Below are 22,939 nucleotides of genomic sequence, written 5' to 3'. Positions count from 1 at the left end.
GGCGCGGGCGAGAGCTCAGAGATCCGGAAGCTCGCCGGTGTCCGCCCCCAGTTCGGCCAGCTCCGCCTTGACGACCGCAAACGACAGACCCGCCGGGTATCCGCGGCGCGCAAGCATGCCGACGAGCCGCCGCATCAACCGTTCCCGGTCGTCCCGGTCGGCGATGTCTGCCGACGTGGTTCGGAGAAGCTTCTTGCGGACCAGTTCGGCGGCCCGCTCGCGCTCGTCGTCGGCGCTGATCTGCGACAGCGCCTCATTGGACGTACTGTCGTCGATTCCCTTGCGGCGCAGCTCGGTTGCCAGCGCCCGCCGCCCCTTCCCGGAGTAGGTGTGCCGGGAGTGGACCCACTGCTCGGCGAAGGCTGCGTCGTCGACCAGCTTGACCTCGGTGAGTCGGTCGAGGACCGTGTCGATCACCGCCTGCGGGTAGCCCTTCTGCGCGAGCTTCTGCTCGAGTTCCGCGCGACTGCGGGCACGGTCCGTCAGCAGCCGCAGGCACACGTCCTTCGCCCGTGCCGCCAGCGTCTCCGGGCTGCCCTTCAACTCGAATGGCTCACCGTTCTCCCCGACCCGCCGTCCACGGCCCCTGTTCGAGGCACGTCGCCGGCCGGTGGTGACGTCGTCACTGCCGTACCGGTCGTACTGACTGTCGCCGTCGCGGTGGTCGGCGGAACTGCTGTCGGCGTGGCTGCTGTGGTCGCTCATAGCTGAGGCTTCGTCTCCGGTCCGGCACTACGGCTGGACCGGAGACGTGCGTCGTCGACCTAGAAGTCGGCCTGCTCGGCGTCCTCGTCGGTCAGGACGGCGCCGATGCCGAGCTTCTCCTTGATCTTCTTCTCGATCTCGTCACGAATGTCGGTGTTCTCGAGCAGGAACTTGCGGGCGTTCTCCTTGCCCTGGCCCAGCTGGTCACCCTCGTACGTGTACCAGGAGCCCGACTTGCGGATGAAGCCGTGCTCGACACCCATGTCGATCAGCGAGCCTTCCTTGCTGATGCCCTGGCCGTAGAGGATGTCGAACTCGGCCTGCTTGAACGGCGGCGACACCTTGTTCTTGACGACCTTGACGCGGGTGCGGTTACCGACCGCGTCGGTGCCGTCCTTGAGGGTCTCGATGCGCCGGACGTCGAGGCGGACCGAGGAGTAGAACTTGAGCGCCTTACCACCGGTCGTGGTCTCGGGTGAGCCGAACATGACGCCGATCTTCTCGCGCAGCTGGTTGATGAAGATCGCGGTGGTGCCCGAGTTGTTGAGGGCACCGGTCATCTTGCGCAGCGCCTGGCTCATGAGACGGGCCTGCAGACCGACGTGGCTGTCGCCCATCTCGCCCTCGATCTCGGCTCGCGGTACCAGCGCGGCGACCGAGTCGATCACGATGATGTCGAGGGCGCCGGAACGAATCAGCATGTCCGCGATCTCGAGCGCCTGCTCACCGGTGTCGGGCTGCGAGACGAGCAGTGCGTCGGTGTCGACGCCCAGCTTGCGGGCGTACTCCGGATCCAGCGCGTGCTCGGCGTCGATGAACGCCGCGACGCCGCCGTTGGCCTGAGCATTGGCGACCGCGTGGAGCGCAACCGTCGTCTTACCCGAGGACTCCGGGCCGTAGATCTCGACGACGCGACCGCGCGGCAGACCGCCGATACCGAGCGCCACGTCCAGCGCGATCGATCCGGTGGGGATCACGGCGATGGGCTGACGAGCCTCCTCACCCAGACGCATCACCGAACCCTTGCCGAAGCTCTTGTCGATCTGAGCAAGCGCCAGTTCGAGCGCCTTGTCGCGGTCGTGTGCCTGTGGTGCCATCGTGGTCCCCTTTTCGAAGTCTCGTCCAGCGATCTGAGGTTCAGGTTAGAGCTCGGTACCGACAACTTCGCCGGCGCGAACGTTCCGAACCGCCACGATCAGCCGCTATCCGTGGACGCATCGGATACCACCAGCATAAGCGAACACGTGTTCGAGTCAATCACCGGAGCCGTTCGCTCGCGCGGCGGCGCGATCTATCGGCGCTGCGCCGGGACGTCGAACTCGTCGCACAGCGCGCGCCACACCGCCTTGGGGTCCACTCCCGCCTCGATCGCGTCGGCGGCGGTCTTCCCGCCCAGGCTCAGGATCACGTGGTCGACGAGGATGGAGTCGCCACGGACCTGCCCGAACTCGTCGCGGACGAGATCATTGAATTCGGTCAGTCGCACACATGCCACCGTAGTCGAATCGGGCGCTCGGCTCCGCGGCTCACCCGGCGACCGAGCGGCACACCTCGACGGCGTCGGCGACGTCGGCAACCCCGTCGGCAGCCCGGCGTGCGGCGGCCGCGAAGGTGGGATCGTCGAGGACGCGTCGCACACCGTCTCGGAGAGCGTCCACGGTCAACGGCCGGATCAGGACACCGCTGCCCTGCCGGACGACACGATTGGCCACCTCCCACTGGTCGCCGCCACCGGGCACGGTCACCAACGGCACCCCGGCCAGCAGCCCCTTCGCGAGCACGCCGTGACCGGCGCCGCACACCAGCGCGGACGCGTGCCGCAGCATCTCGTCCTGCCGGCCGTAACCGGCGCGCACCCAGTCGGGCAGTTCGATATCGGGCGTCTCGAACAATGTGACCAGCATCCGCACACCCAGGCCGTCGAGGGCGCGGATCGCGGTGTCGAGCATGCCGCCGGCCCCGGTGGACGCCGTGGACGGCGCGAGCACGATCAGCGGGCCCTCGCCCGGCGGCGGCTCGAGGACATTGTCGGCGGGCTCCCACACGATCGGACCCACGACATACGCATTCGCGGGCCAGTCGGGCCGGGGAACCTCGAGCGCGGGCAGCGTCGCGACCAGCCTGGCCGCCGGCCCCGGGTCGTCGAACGGTAGGCCGACACTCGCGCGTGCCTCACCACGCTGGTCCCTGCCCTTGCGGATGGCGGGCGCCGTCAGCGCCCGCAGTACCGTGTCGCGGACCCGGCCACGCATCCCCGTGCCGGCAGCGAGTCCGGAACCGATGGGCGGCAAGCCCTTCGACGGCAGGTACAGCGGATGCGGCGACAACTCCACCCACGGCACCCCCAACCGTTCGGCCGCCATGCCACCACCGACGGTGATGACGTCGGAGACCACCAGGTCAGGCCCGACGGCCCGCAGGTCCGGCAACAGTGCGGTGGAGACGTGCGCGGCCCGGCCGTGGATCTTCGACCCCGAGTCGGTGTCGTCGTCGAACTCGCGCGGTGCGAGACCGCCCAGCTTGCGGGCCTCGATCCCACTGTCGCGGGCGACATCGAGCCACCGTCCGTCCGAGAAGAACACCGGATCGTCGCCCGCGGCAACGAGTTTGCGGCACAACGCAAGGGCCGGGACGGCATGTCCGGCTTCGGGTCCGGCGACGACTGCTACGCGCATCCGGACAGCGTGCCACACCCGCTGCCCGGCACGGTTCAGCCGCGCACGAGCGGCCCGAGGGTGCGTCCGGCCAGTTCGACGATGCCCGGCTGGTGCCCGTTGGCGACGAGATTGACGATGACGCCGTCGACGCCGGTGTCGAGCACGCGTGTCTTGATCTGCTCGGCGACCTCGTCGGGGCTGCCGACGAATTGGCGGTCGGTTGCCACCGCACGTTCGGCGACCGACAGTGCAGACAGGTCGATGCCCCGGGCCAGGAGGAACTCCCGCTGCATCGCGCGGGCCTTGTCGCCGTCCTCGTCGATCATCACGAACGCGAGAAAGCTCGTCTCGAGGGTCGAACGGTCCCGGCCGGCCTCCTCGCAGCGCTGTGCGAGCGCCTCGAGCTTGCGAGGCAGTTCGACGGCGTTGGCGATGATGTTGAGGTGGTCGGCGTAGCGCGCGGCCAGCCCGAAAGTCTTCTTCTCGCCGCCACCACCGAGCAGGATCGGCAGGTCGTTGCGGATGCGCGGCTCGTTGACGGCGTTCTCGACGCGGTACCACTTGCCCTCGAACGTGGGCCGCTCACCGTGCAGCATCGGGGCGATGATCTGCAGCGCCTCGTCGAGCCGTTCGAATCGGTCGGTGAACGTACCGAACTCGAATCCGAGCTGCTGGTGTTCGAGTTCGAACCAGCCGGCTCCGATACCCAGGACCGCCCGACCGCCGCTGACGACGTCGAGCGTCGACACGGTCTTCGCGAGCATCGCCGGGTTCCGGTAGGTGTTGCCGGTGACGAGCGCGGACAGCTGGATGGACTCGGTCGCCGTGGCGATTCCGGCGAGCGACGTGTACGCCTCGAGCATCGGCTCGTCGGGCTCGCCGATGCCGGGGAGCTGATAGAAGTGGTCCATCACGAACACGGCATCGAACCCGGCCGCCTCGGCCTCGCGCGCCTGGGTGATGACAGTCGGAAACAGGTCCCGTACCGGTGTCGAGTAACTGAAATTCGGAATCTGGTAGCCCAGTCGAATACCCATGTGGGTCGACGCTACGCCGATTCCGCCGATCGGCACTTCGAATGCGTTACCACCCAGACGAATTCCGACCTCTGATGTCGCGTATGCCGTTGTCGTCGCGTATCGCGCGCAATCTGTGGACCTGGGTGGTCCTCCTCGGTCCGACCGGCCGAACGACCTGGACGGGCGCGAACAGGTTCTTCGACGTGGTCGACCCACAACCCCCTGGTGAACGCTCAGTGCCCGCCCAGCGCGCGCTCGGCCGCCGGAAGCGCCCGCTCACGGTCTGCTGCGACGAGACCGATCCGGGTGCGCCTGTCGAGGAGATCGTCGACGTCGAGCGCGCCCTCGTGGCTGACCGCGAACGCCAGTTCCGCGTGGGTGACGTCGATGCCGTCGGCGATGGGGCTGAGCTCGCCGCAGTCGGCGACGAGGCCGGCCTCGCTGCCGTACCGCGCCAACAGCGGGGCAGGCAGGTTGCGCGGCGCGGTCCGGTCCGCGCCCACCGCCCGCAGATCCGTCGTCACGCACGGGCCGGCGGTCAACCCGCCCGCCGCGATCGCGGCATCGACCGCGTCCTGCGCCATCTTGCGGTAGGTGGTGAGCTTGCCGCCCACGACACCGACGACGCCGTTCGACGAGCGGAGTACCGCGTGATTGCGGGACAGGTCCGCCGTCTCCCCCTCGCCGGTGTCGAGCAGCGGTCGCAGCCCCGCGAACGTGCCGAGCACGTCGGACCGGGTGACGGGCGTCGCGAGCGCAGTGTTGACGGTGTCCAGCAGAAAATCGATCTCGCTGTCGGAGGCGACCGGGACATCGGGAATCGCACCGTCGACGGCCTCGTCGGTGAGCCCCAGATAGACCCGCCCCAGTTGGGCGGGCAGCGCGAACACGAAACGGTTGGTCTCCCCCGGGATCGGCACGGTCAGTGCGGCGGTGGGGTTGCCGAGTAGTTCGGCGGGCAGCACCAGGTGGGTGCCGCGGCTGGGCTTGAGACGGATGTCCGGGTCGACCTCGCCGGCCCACACCCCCGCAGCATTGACGACGGCACGTGCCCGGATCGTCAGTTCCTCGCCGGTCAGCTCGTCGCGCAGACGGGCCGAGTCGCCGGTGACGTCGTAGGCGCCGACGCGGGTGAGGACGGTGGCGCCGTGCGCCGCGGCGGTGCGGGCGAGCGCGACGACGAGCCGGGCGTCGTCGACGAGTTGCCCGTCGTACGCGAGCAGGCCACCACGTAGTCCGTCGCGCCGCACGGCCGGAGCGAGCTGCGCGGCGCGCTCGGCGTCGACCCGGCGGGATCGCGGCAGCACCGACGACGGCGTCCGGGCGGTGACGCGCAGCGCGTCGCCGGCGAGGAATCCCACCCGGACCAGCGACTTCTCGAACATGCTCACCGACGGCAGCAGCGGCACCAGCTGCGGCAGCGCCCGCACCAGGTGCGGTGCGGTACGGGTCATGAGGATGCCGCGTTCGACGGCGCTCTCGCGGGCGATCCCGACGTTGCCGGACGCCAGGTAGCGCAGTCCGCCGTGCGCCAGTTTGGAGCTCCAGCGGCTCGTGCCGAAGGCGAGGTCGTGTTTGTCGACCAGAACCGTGCGCAGCCCCCGCGACGCCGCGTCGAGCGCGGTGCCGACCCCGGTGACGCCGCCACCGATCACGAGGACGTCGACGTCACCGCGGTCGCCGAGGCTGTCCAGCTCGCGCCGGCGCCGGTCGGCATGGAGCGCGGACTTCGGGTTGTCCTGCACGGTGGTTCCTCCTGGTCGTGGTGCTGGGGATGCCGCGTCAGCGCGGCGCGAGGTAGGTGTCGACCGCGACCGCCAGTTCTGCGGTCAGGGCTTCCGGGGGCAGCACCTCGGCCACCATCCCGGCCGACTGAACGGCCGACTGCGCGATCAACAGCACCATCGCGGCGATGTGGACGGGATCGCCCGCGCGGATCGATCCGTCGATCTGGCCCGCGGCAACCGCCTGCGAGACCCGCTCGACGATGGCTCGCTGGCTCGTGCCGAGGCGGTCGACGATGTAGGTCATCAGCAGGTCCGGATCCGACCGCAGGATCTTCACGAACAACGGGTGCTCCCGCATGCCGGTGGCGACCTCGACGACGGCGCGCACCAACTGGACCCGGGCGCGCTCGTCGCCGTCCATGTCGGGGATGACGACGCGGATCTCCCGTGTCAGCAGGTCGGCGACGACGGCCCGGGTGTCGGGCCAGCGCCGGTACACGGTGGGACGGCTGACGCCCGCGCGGCGCGCCACCTCGGCGAGCGTCGTGCGGCGGAGACCGAAGTCGAGCACACACGAGCGCGCCGCGTCCAGGATCTGGTCGTCGACGCTGGGAGCGTCCGAAAGCTCGTTACAAATAGACATCGTGTGTAACACTGTAACGCATGTCCGACGCCTTCGTCCCCGAGTCCCCCACCACCCCTGCCCCCGCCATGGAGTGGGACGCCTGGGGTGTCGCAGAGTTCCGGCGCCACCTCTCGCCGCAGGTCACCGCACTGCTCCAGCAGGCACTCGGAGTGTCCGCCGAGCAGTCCCCGCCACCGGAGGAATCCGACGCGATCGTGCGCGAGAGCGCGCTCGGCGCCCCGCTCGTCCACGCCCTCGAGGACCTCCTCGGTGTCGACAACGTCCGCACCGACGGCCCCACCCGCCTGCGCCACGCCGGCGGCAAGAGCACGCCGGACCTGTTGCGCCGCAAGTCGACCGGCGAGCAGGACGCCCCCGACGCAGTGCTGCTGCCCGGCACGCACGACGAGGTTCTCGCGCTGCTGCGGTTCTGCGCGGCCGAGGGCATCGCCGTGGTGCCCTTCGGTGGCGGCACCAGCGTCGTCGGCGGCGTCGACCCGGTCCGCGGCCGCTTCGGGTCCGTCGTGGCACTCGACCTGCGCCGCCTCGACGCGCTCGTGGACCTCGATGCGGTCTCCGGCGTCGCGACCCTCCAGGCGGGGGTGACAGGTCCGCAGGCCGAACAACTGCTCGGCGAGCACGGCTTCTCTCTCGGCCACTTCCCGCAGAGCTTCCAGTTCGCGACCATCGGCGGGTTCGCCGCGACCCGGTCGTCCGGCCAGGCCTCCGCCGGCTACGGACGCTTCGACGACATGGTCGAGTGGCTGCGCGTCGCGACGCCGTCGGGCACCCTCGACCTGGGCCGCGGTCCCGCCTCCGCGGCCGGCCCCGACCTGCGTGAACTGTTCGTCGGCTCGGAGGGCACGCTCGGCATCATCACCGAGGTGGGTCTGCGCGTGCACCCGGTCCCGGAACGCACCGCCTACCAGGCGTGGTCGTTCCCCGACTTCGAGACCGGTGCCGCCGCGCTGCGGGCCGTCGCCCAGTCGGGTTCCGCGCCGACCGTGATGCGGCTGTCCGACGAGGCCGAGACCGGGATCAATCTGGCTCTGTCCGGCGACGTCGGCGGCGACAGTCCGACGTCGGGCTGCCTGGCGATCACGACCTTCGAGGGCACCGATGCGCACGTCGACGCCCGCTACACCGAGGCCACGGCGCTGCTGGCCGCCGCAGGCGGCACCGCCCTCGGGGAGGCTCCGGCGCAGGCCTGGGAGCACGGCCGCTTCAACGCCCCGTACCTGCGGGACGCACTGCTGAACGCCGGCGCGATCGCCGAAACCCTCGAAACCGCCACGCGCTGGTCCAATCTGACGAACCTCCGCTCGGCCGTCACCACGGCGCTGACGGAATCACTTGCCGCGCAGGGCACCCCGGGGATCGTGATGTGCCACATCTCGCACACCTACCCCACCGGCGCATCGCTGTACTTCACGGTGGTCTGCGCCCAGGCCGCGGATCCGCTGGCTCAGTGGGCCGCCGCCAAGCGCGCGGCGGGCGACGCGATCGTCGCCGCCGGCGGCACCATCACCCACCACCACGCGGTCGGCGTCGATCACCGTCCGTGGATGGGCAGCGAGGTGGGCGATCTCGGCGGCCGGGTCCTGCGGGCAGTCAAGGACGCAATCGATCCCGCCGGAATCCTCAACCCTGGCAAGCTGATCCCATGACGCGATCGGTCACCGTCCTGACCAACCCCGCCGCGGGCAGCGGCCACGCCTCGTGGGCGTCCGCCGCTGCCGTCACCCGACTGCGCGAGCGGGGCGTCGCCGTCACCGAGATCGAGGGCAGCTCCGCGGAAGAGGCGCTCGATCTGGCACGCAAGGCCGTCGCCGAGGGCACCGACGCTCTCGTCGCCGCCGGCGGCGACGGTGTCGTCAGCATCGCGTGGCAGGCCCTCGCGCAGACCGGAACACCGCTCGGAATCGTTCCCGGAGGCACCGGCAACGACCATGCGCGCCTCTTCCACATCCCGGTCGACGATCCGGTGAAGGCCGCAGACATCGTCGCGGCGGGCGAGGTCGCCACCGTCGATCTCGCCCGCGCCGGTGAACGCTGGTTCGGCACCGTGTTGTCGAGCGGGTTCGACGCGCTCGTCACCGACCGCGCGAATCAGATGCGATGGCCCAAAGGCCCGATGCGGTACAACCTCGCGATGATCGTGGAACTCGCGCAACTGAAGCCGATCCCCTACCGGATCGTCCTCGACGACCGCACGATCGAACTCGACGCGACCATGGTGTCCGTCGGCAACGGGACGTCGTACGGCGGCGGCATGCTCATCACGCCACACGCGAAGCTCGACGACGGGCTGCTCGACGTCACGGTCGTGAAGTCGGGCGGCCGGTTCAAGCTGGTGCGGCTGTTCCCGACCGTCTACAAGGGCACCCACGTCGAACTCGACGAGGTCGAGACGTACCGCACCCGGAAGCTGCGACTCGAGACCGGCATCCCGGTCACCTCGTACGCCGACGGCGAGTTCGTCGGGCAGTTGCCGATCGACGTCGAGGCCGCCCCGGGGGCCGGACGCGTCATCGTCGGTGCGCCGCTCGGCTGAGCGTCAACCGCCGAAGACGTACAACTCGAACCCGACGGCGCGTTCGGCATCGAAGCCCGGTCGGGGCGCGGTGGCCATCTCGATCTGGCGGGCCGCCTGTTCCAGGACCGGTTCGGCGCTGAGGGCCGTGAGGTACGCGTTGTGCTCGCACAGCGACCGAACCGCCCGTTCGACGGTGGCGGTGACGTCCACCGCATGGGTGATCCCGACCATCGCATTGACGGCTGCCCAGCGCGCGCCCGTCCAGGGCGGCTCGACGAGTTCCGGGAAGATCCACTCGTTGGCGGCGTCGGCGACGGCGTCGAGCACCGCGAGCCCGACGGCGCGGTGGTCGGCGCTGTTGAGGACGCCCGGGCCCCACGTCTCTCGGAAGTTCGCCGTGACCACCATCTCGGGCCGATGCTGCCGGATGACCCGTGCGAGGTCCATCCGCAGCTGCGGCCCGTACTCGACGGTGCCGTCGGGATAACCGAGGAATTCGACCTCGGTCACGCCCACCACGGCGGCCGAGGCTCGCTCCTCGTCCTCGCGCAGCGGGCCGCACTGCCGGGGGTTCAGGCCCGCGATCCCCGCCTCGCCACTGGTCACCAGGACGTACCGGATGTCCTTGCCCTGGTCGGTCCAGCGGGCCACCGCCGCGGCAGCGCCGTATTCGATGTCGTCGGGGTGGGCGACGATCACCAGCCCACGCTGCCAGTCCTCGGGAATCGGCTCCATGAGGTCAGCATGCCCCGACCGGGGTGCTCGTGCGCGCCGAAATCCGCAGATCCAGCCACCACACGACGAGGACCGCGACAGACAGGCCGACGCCCGCCCAGCACACTCCCGCCCAGCCGTGAGTGGCCCACAGCAGCGAACCGAGCGCCGATCCGGCCGCGCCGCCGACGAAGTAGCCGGTCATGTACACCGCCGTGACGCGGGAACGCGCTTGCGGCGCAAGGGCGTAGATGACGCCCTGATTGCTCACGTGCACGCACTTGAGCGCCACATCGGAGATCAGCACCGCGAGTACGAACGCGATCAGGCTGCTCGCCCCGAGACCGAACAACGCCCACGACGCGATCAGCACCGCTGCCCCGACGCCGGCCGTGGCGCGGGCGAAGCCGCGGTCGGCCAGGCGTCCGGCGACGTTCGCCATCACCGCGCCCGCCACACCGGCGAGGCCGACGAAACCGATCGCGACGTCGTCGAGCCCGAACGGCGGCGCGGCGAGCACGAAGGCCATCGCGGCGAACACCGTGCTCGCGGCGGCGAAGCTCAGGGCACTCATCGCGGTCGCGGTACGCAGCCGCGGATGTTGCCGCAGCAGTGTGCCCATCGACGCGAGGATCGCGCCGTACCCCAGTCCGTGGTCGTCGCGCGACGTCGGCAGTGCGCGCCACAACAGTGCGGCGATCAGCAGCATCGCTACCGCGCTCACGCGGTACACCGTCTGCCAGCCGCCCAGCGGGGTGAGCAGTCCGGCCACGCTTCGGGCCAGCAGGATTCCGACCATGAGACCGCTCATGACCGTGCCGACCGCCGTGGCGGCCCGTCCGGGTTCGGCCAGTGCCGCCGCGAACGGGACCAGAACCTGCGCCGCCACCGAGAACAACCCGGCCGTCGCGGTCCCGATCATGAGCCAGCCGATCGAGGGCGCGAACCCGCACACCCCCTGCCCGAGCGCGGCGAGAACCATCAGACCGACGCTCAGCCGCCGACGGTCGACCAGGTCACCCAGCGGGACGAGGAAGAGCAGCCCGAGACCGTAGAACACCTGCGACAGCGTGACGGTGACGGCCGCCGTGGACTGCTCCACGCCGAGCGCACCGGCGATCGAGTCGAGCAGCGGCTGGTTGAAGTAGTTGCCGCCCACGCACAGTCCGCACGCGACGGCCATGACGAGCAGCAGTCCGGGAGACAGTGTGGGGCGGGGGGTTCGGCTTTCGATGACGCTCACCGAGCAATTCTTTACCCCGGGTAATCATCTGTCTAACATCTGAATCAGATCGAACCGATCTCTGGTTGCGATCAATCGGAGGAGAGCTATGGAACTACGACAGTTGCGCTACGCGATCGCCGTGGCCGAGGAGCGACACTTCACCCGCGCCGCGAACCGGCTCCACGTCGCCCAGTCCGCGCTCAGTCACCAGGTGCAGCAACTCGAACACGAACTCGGCACCGCGTTGTTCACGCGGACGAGTCGCCGCGTGGAACTGACCGACGCCGGCGAGGCGTTCGTGCTGCGCGCTCGCGAGGTACTCGCCGCTACCGAACGACTGCGCGGCGACGTCGCCTCGACCGAGGAGGCGGTCACCGGCACGTTGCGGATCGGCACCATCACGACGCTCACACAGATCGACCTGGCCGCACACCTGCGTTCGTTCCTCGATACACATCCCGGAGTGGACGTGCACGTCGTCTCGGCTATGAGCGAGTCGATAGTCGCGCAGGTGGAGGCGGGCGAACTCGACCTCGGATTCATCGGCCTGTGGCACACCCGACCGCGTGCCGGGCTCACCGCGCGCGTGCTCGGCACCGAGCAACTCGTCGCGGTCGTCGCACGCGATCACCCGTGGGCGACGCGCACCACCGTCACCCTCCTCGACCTGGCGAGTGTGCCGACCGTCGACTTCCCGGAGGGCACCGGGGCCAGGCGGCAGAGCGACGACGCGTTCACCATGGCCGGGCTTCCCCGCAAGGTCGTCGCGCAGGCCGGGTCGGCGAGCCTGGTCGCCGCGCTCACCGAAGCCGGCACAGGCGTGGGCTTCCTCCCGGAGTCCGATGCCGTCACCCGGCCCGGCCTGCACCTGCTGCGTATCGCCGACGCCCCTATTCGCACCGTGCACATGATCAGCAAGCCGACGCTCGTCACGCCGCCGGGCCGCGCCTTCGCCGATCTGGTCGAGCGACACCTCGGCGGCGACAGCTAGAACCGCGAGTTGTCGGACCGCTCGGACGATCCCGACATCGCCTTGAACAACATGTAGAGCCCGAAGACGATCGCGCTCACCACGAGGATCCCGAACAGCCCCTTGACCAGGGCTCCGATCAACGCGAAGGCGATCCAGACCACTGCCACGGCGCCGACGATCTTCCAGAACACGATGTGCCTCCTGTGGGTCCTCTCCGACGATCCTACGACCGCCGCACCATGATGCTGTCACGGTGCATACCGGAAAGCAGCAGCTCAGCGCCAAGATCGGGGAAAGATGGGGGAAGACCCTGAGAGCGCCGAGCGGGAGGGAATGCGCCCGCACCCGTCGCTTGACATAAGCTCGCCAGGTTGACCCCGATCCCGTCCCGCGAACCACGAGGAGCAGTAGGTAGCCGTGTCGTCGACCTCCACCACGGGCACTCCCCGGAACACCGCGCGCGATCTCGCGCAGATCGCCGTCTTCGCGGCACTCATCATCGCGCTGGGCCTGCCCGGGACGATCAACGTCGGCGGGTCCGCGGTTCCGATCACCCTGCAGACCCTCGGGGTCATGCTCGCCGGCGCACTGCTCGGCCCCCGCAAGGGCACCCTCGCGGTCCTCACCGTGATCGTCCTCGGCCTCGCCCTGCCGGTCCTCGCCGGTGGTCGCACGTCGCTCGTGTCGCTGTCGAGCCCCACCGCGGGCTTCCTGATCGGGTGGCTTCCCGCGGCTGCTGTGATCGGCTGGCTGAGCTATCGGATGCTCCCCCGGTACAACGTCTTCGGCGGCGTCGCGATCAACCTCCTCGGCGGCATCGTGGTCCTGTACGCGTTCGGTATCCCCGGCATGCTTCTGAAGACGGATCTGACGGTGTCGGCGGCCTTCGCCGCGAACCTGACGTACCTGCCCGGCGACGTGATCAAGGCGGTCGTCGCCGCGGTCGTCGCCGCCCAGGTCCATCGCGCGTACCCGGCCCTCACCGCCCGGAGCCTGCCCACGGCCCCGGTTCGCGTCGACGCCGTATAGGGCCGTACCTGCGCGATGAGCGAGATCCGGTTCGACGCTGTCCACCACTCCTACGGTGAGCGCACGGTGCTCGCGGGGATCGACCTCACCCTCACCGAGCGCCGGATCGGCGTCGTCGGCGCGAACGGCAGCGGCAAGTCGACGCTGGCGAGGATGATCAACGGGCTCGTGACCCCCACATCGGGAACGGTGTCCGTGGACGGGCTCGACGCCGCCCGCAAGGGCCGGCAGGTGCGCAAGAAGGTCGGGTTCGTGTTCACCGACCCCGACCACCAGATCGTCATGCCGACCGTGTCGGAAGACATCGCGTTCTCGCTGCGCCGCAGCGCGCTGAGCAAGGCCGAGCGCGCCGACCGGGTCACCCAGGTACTCGCCGACTTCGGCCTCGACGGGCATGCCGACCACCCGACGCACCTGCTCTCCGGCGGCCAGAAGCAGCTGCTGGCCCTGGCTGCTGTGATGGTGACCGACCCCGACGTCCTGGTCGCGGACGAGCCGACGACGCTGCTGGATCTCCGCAACGCGCGGCTCATGCGCTCGACGTTGGCCGCCCTCCCGCAGCAGCTCGTCGTGGTCACCCATCACCTCGATCTGCTCGACGACTTCGACCGGGTGATCGTGATCGACGGCGGCCGGGTCGCCGCGGACGGCGCACCCGGAGAGGCGATCGCCCACTATCGCGGGTTGATCGGATGACCACGCTCGGCCTGTACACCCCCGGCTCGTCGCTCCTCCACCGCCTGTCGCCCGGCGTCAAGTTGGTCGCGATGGTGCTGGCGATCACCTCCGTCACGATTCTCGTGCGAGAGCCGTGGCACCTGGTGCCCGCAATCGCCGTCGTCGCAGCGCTCTACGCCGTCGCGCGCATCCGTGCACGGGTGGCGCTCGCTCAGTTGCGGCCGCTGCTGTGGGCTCTGATCTTCATCGGAGCGTTCCAGGTGATCTTCACCGGCTGGGCCCGTGCGACCGTGGTGTGCGGCACGATCGTGCTCGCCGTCTCCCTGGCCGCGCTCGTCACGCTCACCACGCGGGTCACCGACATGCTCGACACCGTGAGCCGGGCACTGCACCCGCTGCGCCGGATCGGGGTGAACCCGGAGCGGGCCGGGCTGGTCCTCGCGATGACGCTGCGCTGCATTCCACTGCTCACCGGCATCGTGCAGCAGGTCTCCGACGCCCGCAAGGCCCGCGGCCTCGGCTTCTCGTTACGTGCGCTGGCCGTGCCCGCCGTCGTGTCCGCGCTGATGACCGCAGAAGCGATGGGCGATGCGCTCGCCGCACGCGGCGTCGACGACTGACCTGTTCCGGCGTCAGCGGCGGAAGCGCCGGTCGATCTCGTCGACCTCGCCCAGCGCGTCCGCCCAACCCTCCAGACGATCCGACGCCGACAGCAGCTCCTCGCGCTGGCGATCGAGCATCGTGTACGACGACGACTGTGCGGGCGCCGTCATCCGCGCGGCGGCGGCGACCAGCCCCTCGTACTGCACGACGCCGTCGGCGAGTTGCTGCTCGGCGTTGCGGACGGCGTGCTCGAGATGGGGGGCGGCCGCCGCGGTCCCCCGACCGGCGTTCTCCATGGCGACGACGTCCGACGCGACGGACCGCAACGCTGCGGAAGCCGCTCTCGCGGTCTCGCCCGTGTGATCGAGTTCGTCGACGTCCACGACCGAGGACCGGCCCAGGACCCCGAGGATCTGGTTCAGGCTGCTCTCTGCGGCCGCCAGTCGCTCCATGGGTGCCCGCGCCGCCGACCCGGCCGGCGGCAGGGGTTGGCGCGTCACCGTGGGCGCCGGCAGTGGTGTCGCGGTCAGCCGGCGGTAGGTGCCGACGGCGACGACGGCGGGTACTGCGAACAGTGCGGCGGCACCGCCGGTGGCCACGACGGACCAGTCGGGCGCCGACGCGACCGCGAGCGACGCCGTGCCCACGACACCGGTACCCGACGCGATACCGAACCGGGTGGCCCGCTTGCGGGCCCGACGCCGCTTGCGCAGCATCCGTTCGCGGGGATCCGACCACCGGCGGACCTTGTCGGCGACACTGCCGCCCACCTCACGCAGCACGTTCTGCGCGCTCGTCACTGCCGACGTCGCGCTGTCTGCCAGCGTCGACGCGTCTCCGAATACAGAGCCGGCCGGCCGGGATCGTCTCCCGGACCGGCCGTCTCGTGCGTTGCTCATCGAACCCGTCTTCGTGTTCGCCGCGAAGCGTTCCTACTGCGCGGAGGTTTCGCCGTTGGCGGAGGCCGCCGGCGGCTCGGGGGCGGCCGCGGGCTGCGCCGGGGTGGCGGTGGCACCACCCGAGGGAAGGGCGTCGCCCTTCATGGAGGCGCGGATCTGCTCGAGACGGCTGTGGCCGGCCATCTGGATGCTCGCCTGCTGGACCTCCATCATGCGGCCCTGCACGGAGTTCTGGGCCAGCTCCGCAGCGCCGAGCGCGTTGGCGTACCGCTGCTCGATCTTCTCGCGGACGGCGTCGAGGCTCGGGGTGTTGCCCGGGGCGGCCAGGGTCTGGTCCATCGACCGCAGCGAGTCCGACACGCGTTCCTGCATCTTGGCCTGCTCGAGCTGGCTGAGCAGCTTGGTGCGCTCGGCCACCTTCGACTGCAGTGTCATGGCGTTCTGCTCGACGGCCTTCTTCGCCTGAGCGGCCGCCTGCAGTGCCTGGTCGTGGAGCACCTTCAGATCCTCGACGGACTGCTCTGCGGTGACGAGCTGCGCCGCGAACGCCTCGGCGGCGTTGGTGTACTGAATGGCCTTCTCGTTGTCCCCGGCAGTGGCGGCCTGGTCGGCGAGCGTCACGGCCTGGCGCGCATTCGCATTGAGCTTCTCGACCTCGTCGAGCTGACGGCTCAGCTTCATCTCCAGCTGGCGCTGATTGCCGATGACCGACGCCGCCTGCTGGGACAGGGCCTGGTGCTGGCGCTGCGCGTCCTCGATCGCCTGCTGAATCTGAACCTTGGGGTCGGCCTTCTCATCAATCTTGGAATTGAAGAGCGCCATCAGGTACTTCCATCCCTTGACGAAAGGATTAGCCATGGGTTGATCCTGCCTCCATCTGGTGCGCCGCGCCATGCGCGACCCGATGCGCGACCGTCGCACATCGAACTCGAGTTCTGCCCCTCCGGTCGGCCGCCGCGAGCCGCCTGGCTCGCGGCGTCCGACCGTCTACCTGTGAATCTATCGGTTCGTGCGTATCGGATGCACGGCTCAGGCAGCCGCCAGCGCACGCGCCGTGGGCGCCGGGATCACGACCCTGGTGTCCTGCGCGATGCGCCCGCCGACCTGCTGCGTGACCTGCTGCGCCGCCCCGGTGACCGCCTCGGCGGTTTCCGGAGGCTTGACCGCCAGCGACTCGCTGACGTCGACCAGCACCTCGGACAGCGGGACCTCGAGCGCGTCGCAGATGGCGGCGAGCAGTTCACTCGACGCTTCCTTGCGACCCCGCTCGATTTCGGAGAGGTAGCCGAGACTGACGCGGGCGCTGTTCGACACCTCACGCAGCGTCCGGCTCTGCGACACGCGTGTGCGCCGAAGACTGTCACCGATTGCCTCACGCAATAGCAGCGCCATCTCGCTCCTCCTTCTTCCGACACCCCACTCGTGAATACAAACGCACGAACGTGAGCGATTGGTTCCCGAAACCCTATCGCGCCAGTCGATCGAGCAAACCGGACACCGCCGCTCGGACACAGCCGAACCGTATATCCCATCGCTCCCCGGTCAGCTGTAGGGCCGTGACCTCGGTACCGTCCGGTCCGCTCAACCCGAGGAACACGGTCCCCGGGGCGTGACCGTCCTGCGGGTCGGGTCCGGCCACCCCGGTCAGCCCGATGCCCCAATCGGCACGGCAGCGTTCCCGCGCCCCATCCGCGAGCTGCGCGGCCGTCGTCGGTGCGACGGGGCCGTCCGACGCGAGCACGGCCGGGTCGACGCCCGCGAGGCTGCCCTTGAGATCGGTGGCGTAGACGACGAACCCACCCCGCAGCACGGCGCTCGCACCGGGCACCCCCGCCACGGTCGCGGCGAGCAGTCCCGCAGTAAGTGATTCCGCGGTGGCGAGCGTCTGCCCCCGACCGACCAGCGCGTCGACCAGTTCGCGGGCGGGCACCGCTGCCGTGAGTGGATCCGTCATGCGCCGGTGCGCCGCACCCCGGCGCGCAAGCGCACCGCCTGGATCACGTAGTCGAGCCCCGTGGCGACCGTCAGCACGACGGCGAATCCCATCAACGTGGCACTCACCGGCGCGAACCCGTCCGGCAGCGGGGCCAGATAGAAGCCGATCGCCACGGACTGCACGAGCGTCTTGAGTTTGCCGCCGCGTCCGGCCGGGATCACTCCGTGCCGGAGCACTGCGAAGCGCATCAGCGTGATGCCCAGCTCACGCGCGGCGATGATGCCGGTCACCCACCACGATAGGTCACCGAGCAGCGACAACCCGACGAGGGCGGCCCCGATCAGTGCTTTGTCGGCGATCGGATCCGCCATCTTCCCGAAATCGGTGACGAGTCCGTGCTTGCGGGCCAACTGACCGTCCACCCGGTCGGTCAGAGCCGCGATCGCGAAGATCGACGTAGCGGCGATCCGCCACCCGGTGGAATGACCACCGTCGACGAACAGCGCCACGAGAAAGACCGGCACCAGCACGATGCGCAGAATCGTGAGGATGTTCGCGATGTTCAGCAGAGGCACCGGGGTGTGCGGGGCGATGCCGATCCCGGGCTGCGCGTCGGGCGCTGCTGCCGTCTCACGGCGCGGACTGCTCATGTCCGCTCCGATCCGACGGTTCGCCCAGGCACGCCCGAGACGAACGGGACGTGATGAGGGGCGACGGATCGGGGCGGCACACTGCTCACAATATCGGTTCGGGGGATGACTACTGTGCACCACATGACTTCTGGAACTCCGACAGCTGGAACGAACGAGGCTGAAGGGATGAAGGTGCGACGCGCGCGCACCTCGGACGTGCCGGAAATCAAGCGACTCATCGACATCTACGCCGGAAAGATCCTGCTCGAGAAGAACCTCGTGACCCTGTACGAGGCGGTCCAGGAGTTCTGGGTGGTCGAGGACGCCGGCACCGTCGTCGGCTGCGGCGCCATGCACGTGCTGTGGTCCGACCTGGGCGAGGTTCGCACGGTCGCGGTGGACCCGTCGGTCAAGGGCCGGGGCGCGGGCCACCTGGTGGTGGCCAAGCTGATCGAGGTGGCGCGCGACCTCGAACTCGAGCGACTGTTCGTCCTGACCTTCGAGGTCGATTTCTTCGCCAAGCACGGCTTCGCGGAGATCGAGGGCACGCCGGTCACCGCGGAGGTGTACGCCGAGATGTGCCGGTCCTACGACACCGGTGTGGCGGAGTTCCTGGACCTGAGCTATGTCAAGCCGAATACGCTGGGCAATACCCGCATGCTGCTCACGCTCTGAGCCTTCCGGACTTCGGGATCGAGGAAAACATGCCCCTGTTCGCCGTCCAGTACACGTACGCGCCGGAGAAGTCCGCGGAGCGCGACGATCATCGCACCGACCACCGCGCGTGGCTGGCAGATCTCGTTCGCCGGCACATCGTCCAGTCGTCGGGACCGTTCGCCGACGGCAGCGGCGCCCTCATGATGGTCGAGGCCGCGACCGCAGACGACGTGATCGCGCTGTTCGACCAGGATCCGTTCGCCAAGCGCGGCCTGGTGGCAGCACGCCTCGTCCGGGAGTGGATCCCGGTCTTCGGTGTCTTCGTGAAGTGACCTGCGACGCCGGCCGGGCGATGCACCCGGCCGGCGTCGCAGTTCCCGACTAGCTGGAGACCGGCGTGTTGTCGGACTTGTCGTTGCGCGTCTTGATCAGGCTCGCGACGGTCGTCACGACCAGCACGCCCATGATCACGCTCAGCGACATCACGGTGGAGATCTCCGGCACCGAGACGTGCTCACCTCCGTTGATGAACGGCAGCGTGTTCTCGTGCAGCGCGTGCAGGACGAGCTTCACACCGATGAACGCCAGGATGATCGACAGACCGTAGGACAGGTACACCAGACGCTCGAGCAGGCCGCCGATGAGGAAGAACAGCTGCCGCAGCCCCATGAGCGCGAAAGCGTTGGCCGTGAACACGAGGTACGGCTCCTGGGTGAGGCCGTAGATCGCGGGGATCGAGTCCAGCGCGAACAGGACGTCGGTGAAGCCGATGACGACGAGGGCGAGCAGCAGCGGCGTGACCACGCGCTTGCCGTCGATCTTCGTGATCAGCTTGTCGCCGTCGTACTCCTCGGTCGTCGGCAGAACGCGCTTGACGAGGCGGACGAGCTTGTTCTCGCGGTCCTGTTCGGCCTCGGCTCCGTGGTCGGCGTCCTTGATCAGCTTCGCTGCGGTGTAGATGAGGAACGCACCGAACAGGTAGAAGACCCAGCTGTAGGTGTTGATCGCGGCGGCGCCGACGGCGATGAACGCGCCGCGCATCACCAGTGCCATCACGATGCCGATCAGCAGCACCTTCTGCTGGTATTCGCGAGGCACCGCGAAGGTGGACATGATGATCACGAAGACGAACAGGTTGTCGACCGACAGCGCCTTCTCCGTCACGTAGCCGGCGAAGTACTCACCGCCGAACGTCGTGCCCCAGTTGGCCATGACGAACAGCCCGAACACGACCGCCAGTCCGATGTACACCGCCGACCAGAAGGCCGACTCCCGGAACGTCGGTGCGTGCGGCGTGCGCACGTGCGCGAAGAAGTCGAAGACGAAGAGCCCGAGGATCACCACGCACGTGACGATCCAGACGAGTGGGGAGACATGCATCAGCTAATTGCCCTCCGGTAGGTACGTTTCACCACCGGAGGTCTCTCCCACCGATCGAGCGGCAGTGCCGCTTCCGATCAGCCGGCAGACCCGGACCGGCAACGGTGCCGATCGTGTTGACGTATCTGCCGCAGGATTGGGGATACTCCCCTCCACAGTGCTTTCCATTCAACCACAGGCGCGCCGTCGCCGCGGAATCCGGACAGAACGGTCAGTCGTCGCTCGCGGGTGCCGCCTCGGGATCGCCGCCCCGGATCGACCACAGCAGGCCCTCCAGTTCGTCCGGCTTGATCAGCACCTCACGCGCCTTCGATCCCTCGCTCGGCCCCACGACGCCGCGGGTCTCCATGAGGTCCATGAGCCGGCCGGCCTTCGCGAAGCCCACGCGGAGCTTGCGCTGGAGCATCGACGTGGACCCGAACTGGCTCGACACCACCAGTTCGACCGCCTGCAGCAGCACGTCCATGTCGTCGCCGATGTCGGGGTCGACGTCCTTCTTCTCCCCGGCCTTCGCCGTCGTGACGCCCTCGGTGTACTCGGGCTCGGCCTGGTTCTTGGTGAAGTCGACGACCGCGGCGATTTCCTCGTCGGTGATGAACGCGCCCTGCATGCGGATCGGCTTGCCTGCGCCCATCGGCAGGAACAATCCGTCGCCCATGCCGATCAGCTTCTCGGCGCCCGGCTGGTCGAGGATGACTCGCGAGTCGGTGAGCGACGACGTCGCGAAGGCGAGACGCGACGGCACGTTGGTCTTGATCAGGCCGGTGACGACGTCGACCGAGGGCCGCTGCGTCGCGAGCACCAGATGGATGCCGGCGGCGCGGGCCTTCTGGGTGATGCGGACGATCGCCTCTTCGACGTCGCGCGGCGCGGTCATCATCAGATCGGCGAGCTCGTCGACGATCGCGAGGATGTACGGGTAGGGCCGGTACACCCGCTCGCTGCCGAGCGGCGTGGTGATCTCCCCGGACTTGACCTTGGCGTTGAAGTCGTCGATGTGCCGCACGCGGCTGGCCTGCATGTCCTGGTAGCGCTGCTCCATCTCCTCGACGAGCCACGCGAGTGCCGCCGCGGCCTTCTTCGGCTGCGTGATGATGGGAGTGATCAGGTGCGGAATGCCCTCGTAGGGGGTGAGCTCGACCATCTTGGGGTCGATGAGGATCATTCGGACCTCGTCCGGCGTCGCGCGAGTGAGCAACGAGACCAGCATCGAGTTGACGAAGCTCGACTTGCCGGAACCGGTGGAGCCGGCGACGAGCAGGTGCGGCATCTTCGCGAGGTTCGCGCTGACGAAGTCGCCCTCGATGTCCTTGCCGAGACCGATCACGAGCGGATGGTGGTCCTTGCGGGTCGACGGCGCCACGAGGACATCGGACAGTCGCACCATCTCTCGGTCCGAATTGGGCACCTCGATACCGACCGCGGACTTGCCCGGGATCGGCGCGAGCAGCCGCACGTTGTCGGTGGCGACCGCGTACGCGATGTTGCGGGCGAGCGCGGTGATCTTCTCCACCTTCACGCCCGGCCCCAGCTCCACCTCGTAGCGGGTGACCGTCGGACCCCGGGTGTACCCGGTGACCGCAGCGTCGATCTTGAACTGCTGCAGGACCTCGGTGATGGCCTCGATCATCGCGTCGTTGGCCTTGCTGCCCAGCTTGGGCGGGTCCCCCTCGACCAGGAGCGACAGCGGAGGCAGCGCGTAGTCGCCCTCGACGACGCGGTCGGGGATCAGTGTTTCCATCTTCGCCGCGGGCTCTGGCTCCGGCTTCGGCGCGGGGGCCGCCTTGGCGCGCGGCTTCGCCCGCGCCGGGGCCGGCACCGGTTCCGGCTCGGGTTCGGGCTCCGGTTCCGGCGCCGTGGGTACGGGATCACCCGGATCCCAGAGGCCGAGGACCTCGGTGGCCACCTCGGGATGAACCTCGTCGGTCGGGTAGTTCAGTTCGGGAGTGCTCCGGCGCCGCCGCGGCGTGCGGCGGGCCGGTCGGCCGGTGTCGACCGGGTAGCCGTCGGCGTCGAAACCTGCCGGGTCGTAGTCGGCCGCGCCGTAGTCGTCGTGCTCGTCGTCGAAGTCCGGATCGTGGGCGTGGTCGTACTCGTCGTCGTCGTAGGACGTGCCGAAGTACGAGCGGAAGCGTTCGGGCACCTCACGCACGGTCGTCCCGGTGAGCAACAGGACGCCGAAGAACATCGCCATCAGCAACAGGGGTGCGGACAGCCAGGCGGTGACCCCGCTGGTGAGCGGGCCTGCCACGACGTAGCCGACCACGCCGGCCGCCGACGGCCAGCCGCTCGACGTCGTGGGCGCCCCGGCGGCGATGTGCCACAGTCCGACCGCGGGCAGGCCCACCAGGAGTGAGCCGAGGACGATGCGGGGGCGGATGTCCGGCTTGGGCTCGGTGCGCATCAGGACGACCGCGATGCCGATGCCGAGGAGGGGCAGCACTGCCGCGACCGCGCCGACGACGGCGCGGACCGCAGTCTCGATCCACTCCCCCACCGGTCCGCCCGCCGAGAACCACATTCCGCCGGCGATCACGACACTGACGGCGATGAGGCCGAGCGCGATGCCGTCCCGTCGATGGCCGTGCTCGATCTCGGCAGCCTTGCCGACCGTGCGGGTCGTGGCGCCCACGCCCTTCGCGACCATCGACCAGCCGGAACCGATGCCCTTTCCGATCGACGCGAGGGCGCCACCTCCGCGCGAGTTCTTCTTGGCGGCGGGTCGACGACCGCCCGCGCCGCCCCGCGAAGCGGCAGGCTTGCGCTGCGCCGGTGCCCGGCGGGTGGAGGCGGACTTGCGCGCCGCTGTCTGACCGCTGCTGCGCCCGGACCCTCTGGAACCCCCCGAGGTGGAGGCCGACGAGCGCGCACGGGTCCGCGACGTTGATGCTGTCGAACTCGTACCGCGGGCGCTCGTCTTACCTGCCATACAGGTCAGGTTAGT

General features: G+C 69.3%; 25 protein-coding genes. 8 read left to right on the top strand and 17 right to left on the bottom strand.

Annotated elements, in window-relative coordinates; all coding sequences use genetic code 11:
* Window positions 1-15 precede the first annotated feature (15 nt).
* The 7 genes from recX to C7H75_RS10800 form a co-directional block, all read right to left on the bottom strand.
* Window positions 16-543, bottom strand: coding sequence for a recombination regulator RecX (gene recX / locus C7H75_RS10830; protein WP_232286197.1), 528 nt, complete (start codon window positions 541-543; stop codon window positions 16-18).
* A gap of 221 nt (window positions 544-764) precedes the next feature.
* Window positions 765-1,802 (bottom strand): recombinase RecA, encoded by a 1,038-nt coding sequence (gene recA / locus C7H75_RS10825; RefSeq protein WP_005513719.1) that lies wholly within the window; start codon window positions 1,800-1,802, stop codon window positions 765-767.
* A gap of 194 nt (window positions 1,803-1,996) precedes the next feature.
* Window positions 1,997-2,191, bottom strand: coding sequence for a DUF3046 domain-containing protein (locus C7H75_RS10820; protein WP_005513722.1), 195 nt, complete (start codon window positions 2,189-2,191; stop codon window positions 1,997-1,999).
* A gap of 40 nt (window positions 2,192-2,231) precedes the next feature.
* A complete protein-coding gene (locus C7H75_RS10815; RefSeq protein ID WP_106851339.1) occupies window positions 2,232-3,380 on the bottom strand; it encodes a glycosyltransferase in 1,149 nt (382 codons plus the stop codon).
* A 35-nt stretch (window positions 3,381-3,415) separates the two neighbouring features.
* The gene (locus tag C7H75_RS10810; protein ID WP_005513725.1) at window positions 3,416-4,399 is read right to left on the bottom strand and encodes an LLM class F420-dependent oxidoreductase; all 984 of its coding nucleotides are present in this window, start codon (window positions 4,397-4,399) and stop codon (window positions 3,416-3,418) included.
* Between the two features lie 215 nt (window positions 4,400-4,614).
* Window positions 4,615-6,126, bottom strand: coding sequence for a glycerol-3-phosphate dehydrogenase/oxidase (locus tag C7H75_RS10805; protein WP_106851338.1), 1,512 nt, complete (start codon window positions 6,124-6,126; stop codon window positions 4,615-4,617).
* A gap of 37 nt (window positions 6,127-6,163) precedes the next feature.
* Window positions 6,164-6,751, bottom strand: a complete 588-nt coding sequence (locus C7H75_RS10800; RefSeq protein ID WP_106851337.1) for a TetR/AcrR family transcriptional regulator — start codon at window positions 6,749-6,751, stop codon at window positions 6,164-6,166.
* Between the two features lie 20 nt (window positions 6,752-6,771).
* Here C7H75_RS10800 and C7H75_RS10795 point away from each other — a divergent pair, with 20 nt between their 5' ends.
* Complete coding sequence (locus C7H75_RS10795; protein ID WP_005513729.1) at window positions 6,772-8,400, top strand: FAD-binding oxidoreductase; 1,629 nt, start codon at window positions 6,772-6,774, stop codon at window positions 8,398-8,400.
* A complete protein-coding gene (locus C7H75_RS10790) occupies window positions 8,397-9,287 on the top strand; it encodes a diacylglycerol kinase (RefSeq protein ID WP_106851336.1) in 891 nt (296 codons plus the stop codon). Before C7H75_RS10795 ends, C7H75_RS10790 begins: the two co-directional genes overlap by 4 nt.
* Before the next feature lie 3 nt (window positions 9,288-9,290).
* On the opposite strand, the gene C7H75_RS10785 is transcribed toward C7H75_RS10790, so the two are convergent.
* Both C7H75_RS10785 and C7H75_RS10780 read right to left on the bottom strand, forming a co-directional pair.
* On the bottom strand, window positions 9,291-10,004 hold the full coding sequence (locus C7H75_RS10785) for a PIG-L deacetylase family protein (RefSeq protein ID WP_005513731.1): 714 nt from the start codon (window positions 10,002-10,004) through the stop codon (window positions 9,291-9,293).
* Between the two features lie 4 nt (window positions 10,005-10,008).
* Window positions 10,009-11,226, bottom strand: a complete 1,218-nt coding sequence (locus C7H75_RS10780; protein WP_084870615.1) for an MFS transporter — start codon at window positions 11,224-11,226, stop codon at window positions 10,009-10,011.
* 88 nt (window positions 11,227-11,314) lie between these two features.
* Here C7H75_RS10780 and C7H75_RS10775 point away from each other — a divergent pair, with 88 nt between their 5' ends.
* Window positions 11,315-12,199, top strand: a complete 885-nt coding sequence (locus tag C7H75_RS10775; protein ID WP_106851335.1) for a LysR family transcriptional regulator — start codon at window positions 11,315-11,317, stop codon at window positions 12,197-12,199.
* On the opposite strand, the gene C7H75_RS25960 is transcribed toward C7H75_RS10775, so the two are convergent.
* The gene (locus C7H75_RS25960; RefSeq protein WP_005513734.1) at window positions 12,196-12,372 is read right to left on the bottom strand and encodes a hypothetical protein; all 177 of its coding nucleotides are present in this window, start codon (window positions 12,370-12,372) and stop codon (window positions 12,196-12,198) included. The genes C7H75_RS10775 and C7H75_RS25960 overlap by 4 nt on opposite strands.
* A gap of 226 nt (window positions 12,373-12,598) precedes the next feature.
* Between C7H75_RS25960 and C7H75_RS10770 the strand changes: the two genes are divergently transcribed.
* The 3 genes from C7H75_RS10770 to C7H75_RS10760 are packed head-to-tail and all read left to right on the top strand — an operon-like array spanning window position 12,599 to window position 14,508.
* Window positions 12,599-13,210, top strand: a complete 612-nt coding sequence (locus C7H75_RS10770; protein WP_106851334.1) for a biotin transporter BioY — start codon at window positions 12,599-12,601, stop codon at window positions 13,208-13,210.
* 15 nt (window positions 13,211-13,225) lie between these two features.
* Window positions 13,226-13,906 (top strand): energy-coupling factor ABC transporter ATP-binding protein, encoded by a 681-nt coding sequence (locus C7H75_RS10765; protein ID WP_106851333.1) that lies wholly within the window; start codon window positions 13,226-13,228, stop codon window positions 13,904-13,906.
* Entirely contained in the window at window positions 13,903-14,508 is a 606-nt protein-coding gene (locus C7H75_RS10760; protein WP_081187851.1) for an energy-coupling factor transporter transmembrane component T family protein, read from the top strand. The genes C7H75_RS10765 and C7H75_RS10760 overlap by 4 nt, the downstream gene beginning before the upstream one ends.
* Before the next feature lie 12 nt (window positions 14,509-14,520).
* Here C7H75_RS10760 and pspM read toward each other — a convergent pair whose 3' ends face one another.
* The 5 genes from pspM to pgsA all read right to left on the bottom strand — a co-directional run bounded on the left by pspM (window position 14,521) and on the right by pgsA (window position 17,976).
* Window positions 14,521-15,291: a phage shock envelope stress response protein PspM gene (pspM, locus tag C7H75_RS10755; RefSeq protein WP_106851332.1), complete on the bottom strand. Its 771-nt coding sequence runs from the start codon at window positions 15,289-15,291 to the stop codon at window positions 14,521-14,523.
* 132 nt (window positions 15,292-15,423) lie between these two features.
* A complete protein-coding gene (pspA, locus tag C7H75_RS10750; protein WP_005513739.1) occupies window positions 15,424-16,248 on the bottom strand; it encodes a phage shock protein PspA in 825 nt (274 codons plus the stop codon).
* 171 nt (window positions 16,249-16,419) lie between these two features.
* On the bottom strand, window positions 16,420-16,782 hold the full coding sequence (locus tag C7H75_RS10745) for a helix-turn-helix domain-containing protein (protein ID WP_005513740.1): 363 nt from the start codon (window positions 16,780-16,782) through the stop codon (window positions 16,420-16,422).
* 73 nt (window positions 16,783-16,855) lie between these two features.
* Window positions 16,856-17,344 carry a CinA family protein gene (locus tag C7H75_RS10740; RefSeq protein ID WP_005513741.1) on the bottom strand — a complete coding sequence of 163 codons (489 nt, stop codon included), beginning with the start codon at window positions 17,342-17,344 and terminating at the stop codon, window positions 16,856-16,858.
* Entirely contained in the window at window positions 17,341-17,976 is a 636-nt protein-coding gene (pgsA, locus tag C7H75_RS10735; RefSeq protein ID WP_013415771.1) for a CDP-diacylglycerol--glycerol-3-phosphate 3-phosphatidyltransferase, read from the bottom strand. Before pgsA ends, C7H75_RS10740 begins: the two co-directional genes overlap by 4 nt.
* A gap of 168 nt (window positions 17,977-18,144) precedes the next feature.
* On the opposite strand from pgsA, the gene C7H75_RS10730 reads away from it, so the two are divergent.
* The gene (locus C7H75_RS10730; RefSeq protein ID WP_005513743.1) at window positions 18,145-18,633 is read left to right on the top strand and encodes an amino-acid N-acetyltransferase; all 489 of its coding nucleotides are present in this window, start codon (window positions 18,145-18,147) and stop codon (window positions 18,631-18,633) included.
* Between the two features lie 29 nt (window positions 18,634-18,662).
* The gene (locus C7H75_RS10725; RefSeq protein ID WP_005513744.1) at window positions 18,663-18,947 is read left to right on the top strand and encodes a YciI family protein; all 285 of its coding nucleotides are present in this window, start codon (window positions 18,663-18,665) and stop codon (window positions 18,945-18,947) included.
* A 49-nt stretch (window positions 18,948-18,996) separates the two neighbouring features.
* Here C7H75_RS10725 and C7H75_RS10720 read toward each other — a convergent pair whose 3' ends face one another.
* Both C7H75_RS10720 and C7H75_RS10715 read right to left on the bottom strand, forming a co-directional pair.
* Window positions 18,997-19,995, bottom strand: coding sequence for a TerC family protein (locus C7H75_RS10720; protein WP_005513745.1), 999 nt, complete (start codon window positions 19,993-19,995; stop codon window positions 18,997-18,999).
* Between the two features lie 211 nt (window positions 19,996-20,206).
* The gene (locus tag C7H75_RS10715; RefSeq protein WP_175280030.1) at window positions 20,207-22,924 is read right to left on the bottom strand and encodes an FtsK/SpoIIIE family DNA translocase; all 2,718 of its coding nucleotides are present in this window, start codon (window positions 22,922-22,924) and stop codon (window positions 20,207-20,209) included.
* Between the last annotated feature and the right edge of the window lie 15 nt (window positions 22,925-22,939).

Source organism: Rhodococcus (subgen. Prescottella) equi, assembly GCF_003013675.1.
Taxonomy (GTDB): Bacteria; Actinomycetota; Actinomycetes; order Mycobacteriales; family Mycobacteriaceae; genus Prescottella; species Prescottella equi.
The sequence above is the reverse complement of the archived record's forward strand: the minus strand, read 5'-3'. Positions and strand labels throughout refer to the sequence as shown.

What these genes read in the sequence shown, in the direction of transcription:
- recA (WP_005513719.1), bottom strand. Translation starts at nt 1,802, where the DNA reads ATGGCACCACAGGCACACGACCGCGACAAGGCGCTCGAACTGGCGCTT.
- C7H75_RS10815 (WP_106851339.1), bottom strand. Translation starts at nt 3,380, where the DNA reads ATGCGCGTAGCAGTCGTCGCCGGACCCGAAGCCGGACATGCCGTCCCG.
- C7H75_RS10810 (WP_005513725.1), bottom strand. Translation starts at nt 4,399, where the DNA reads ATGGGTATTCGACTGGGCTACCAGATTCCGAATTTCAGTTACTCGACA.
- C7H75_RS10800 (WP_106851337.1), bottom strand. Translation starts at nt 6,751, where the DNA reads ATGTCTATTTGTAACGAGCTTTCGGACGCTCCCAGCGTCGACGACCAG.
- C7H75_RS10795 (WP_005513729.1), top strand. Translation starts at nt 6,772, where the DNA reads ATGTCCGACGCCTTCGTCCCCGAGTCCCCCACCACCCCTGCCCCCGCC.
- C7H75_RS10790 (WP_106851336.1), top strand. Translation starts at nt 8,397, where the DNA reads ATGACGCGATCGGTCACCGTCCTGACCAACCCCGCCGCGGGCAGCGGC.
- C7H75_RS10785 (WP_005513731.1), bottom strand. Translation starts at nt 10,004, where the DNA reads ATGGAGCCGATTCCCGAGGACTGGCAGCGTGGGCTGGTGATCGTCGCC.
- C7H75_RS10775 (WP_106851335.1), top strand. Translation starts at nt 11,315, where the DNA reads ATGGAACTACGACAGTTGCGCTACGCGATCGCCGTGGCCGAGGAGCGA.
- C7H75_RS10765 (WP_106851333.1), top strand. Translation starts at nt 13,226, where the DNA reads ATGAGCGAGATCCGGTTCGACGCTGTCCACCACTCCTACGGTGAGCGC.
- C7H75_RS10760 (WP_081187851.1), top strand. Translation starts at nt 13,903, where the DNA reads ATGACCACGCTCGGCCTGTACACCCCCGGCTCGTCGCTCCTCCACCGC.
- pspA (WP_005513739.1), bottom strand. Translation starts at nt 16,248, where the DNA reads ATGGCTAATCCTTTCGTCAAGGGATGGAAGTACCTGATGGCGCTCTTC.
- C7H75_RS10745 (WP_005513740.1), bottom strand. Translation starts at nt 16,782, where the DNA reads ATGGCGCTGCTATTGCGTGAGGCAATCGGTGACAGTCTTCGGCGCACA.
- C7H75_RS10740 (WP_005513741.1), bottom strand. Translation starts at nt 17,344, where the DNA reads ATGACGGATCCACTCACGGCAGCGGTGCCCGCCCGCGAACTGGTCGAC.
- pgsA (WP_013415771.1), bottom strand. Translation starts at nt 17,976, where the DNA reads ATGAGCAGTCCGCGCCGTGAGACGGCAGCAGCGCCCGACGCGCAGCCC.
- C7H75_RS10730 (WP_005513743.1), top strand. Translation starts at nt 18,145, where the DNA reads ATGAAGGTGCGACGCGCGCGCACCTCGGACGTGCCGGAAATCAAGCGA.
- C7H75_RS10725 (WP_005513744.1), top strand. Translation starts at nt 18,663, where the DNA reads ATGCCCCTGTTCGCCGTCCAGTACACGTACGCGCCGGAGAAGTCCGCG.
- C7H75_RS10720 (WP_005513745.1), bottom strand. Translation starts at nt 19,995, where the DNA reads ATGCATGTCTCCCCACTCGTCTGGATCGTCACGTGCGTGGTGATCCTC.
- C7H75_RS10715 (WP_175280030.1), bottom strand. Translation starts at nt 22,924, where the DNA reads ATGGCAGGTAAGACGAGCGCCCGCGGTACGAGTTCGACAGCATCAACG.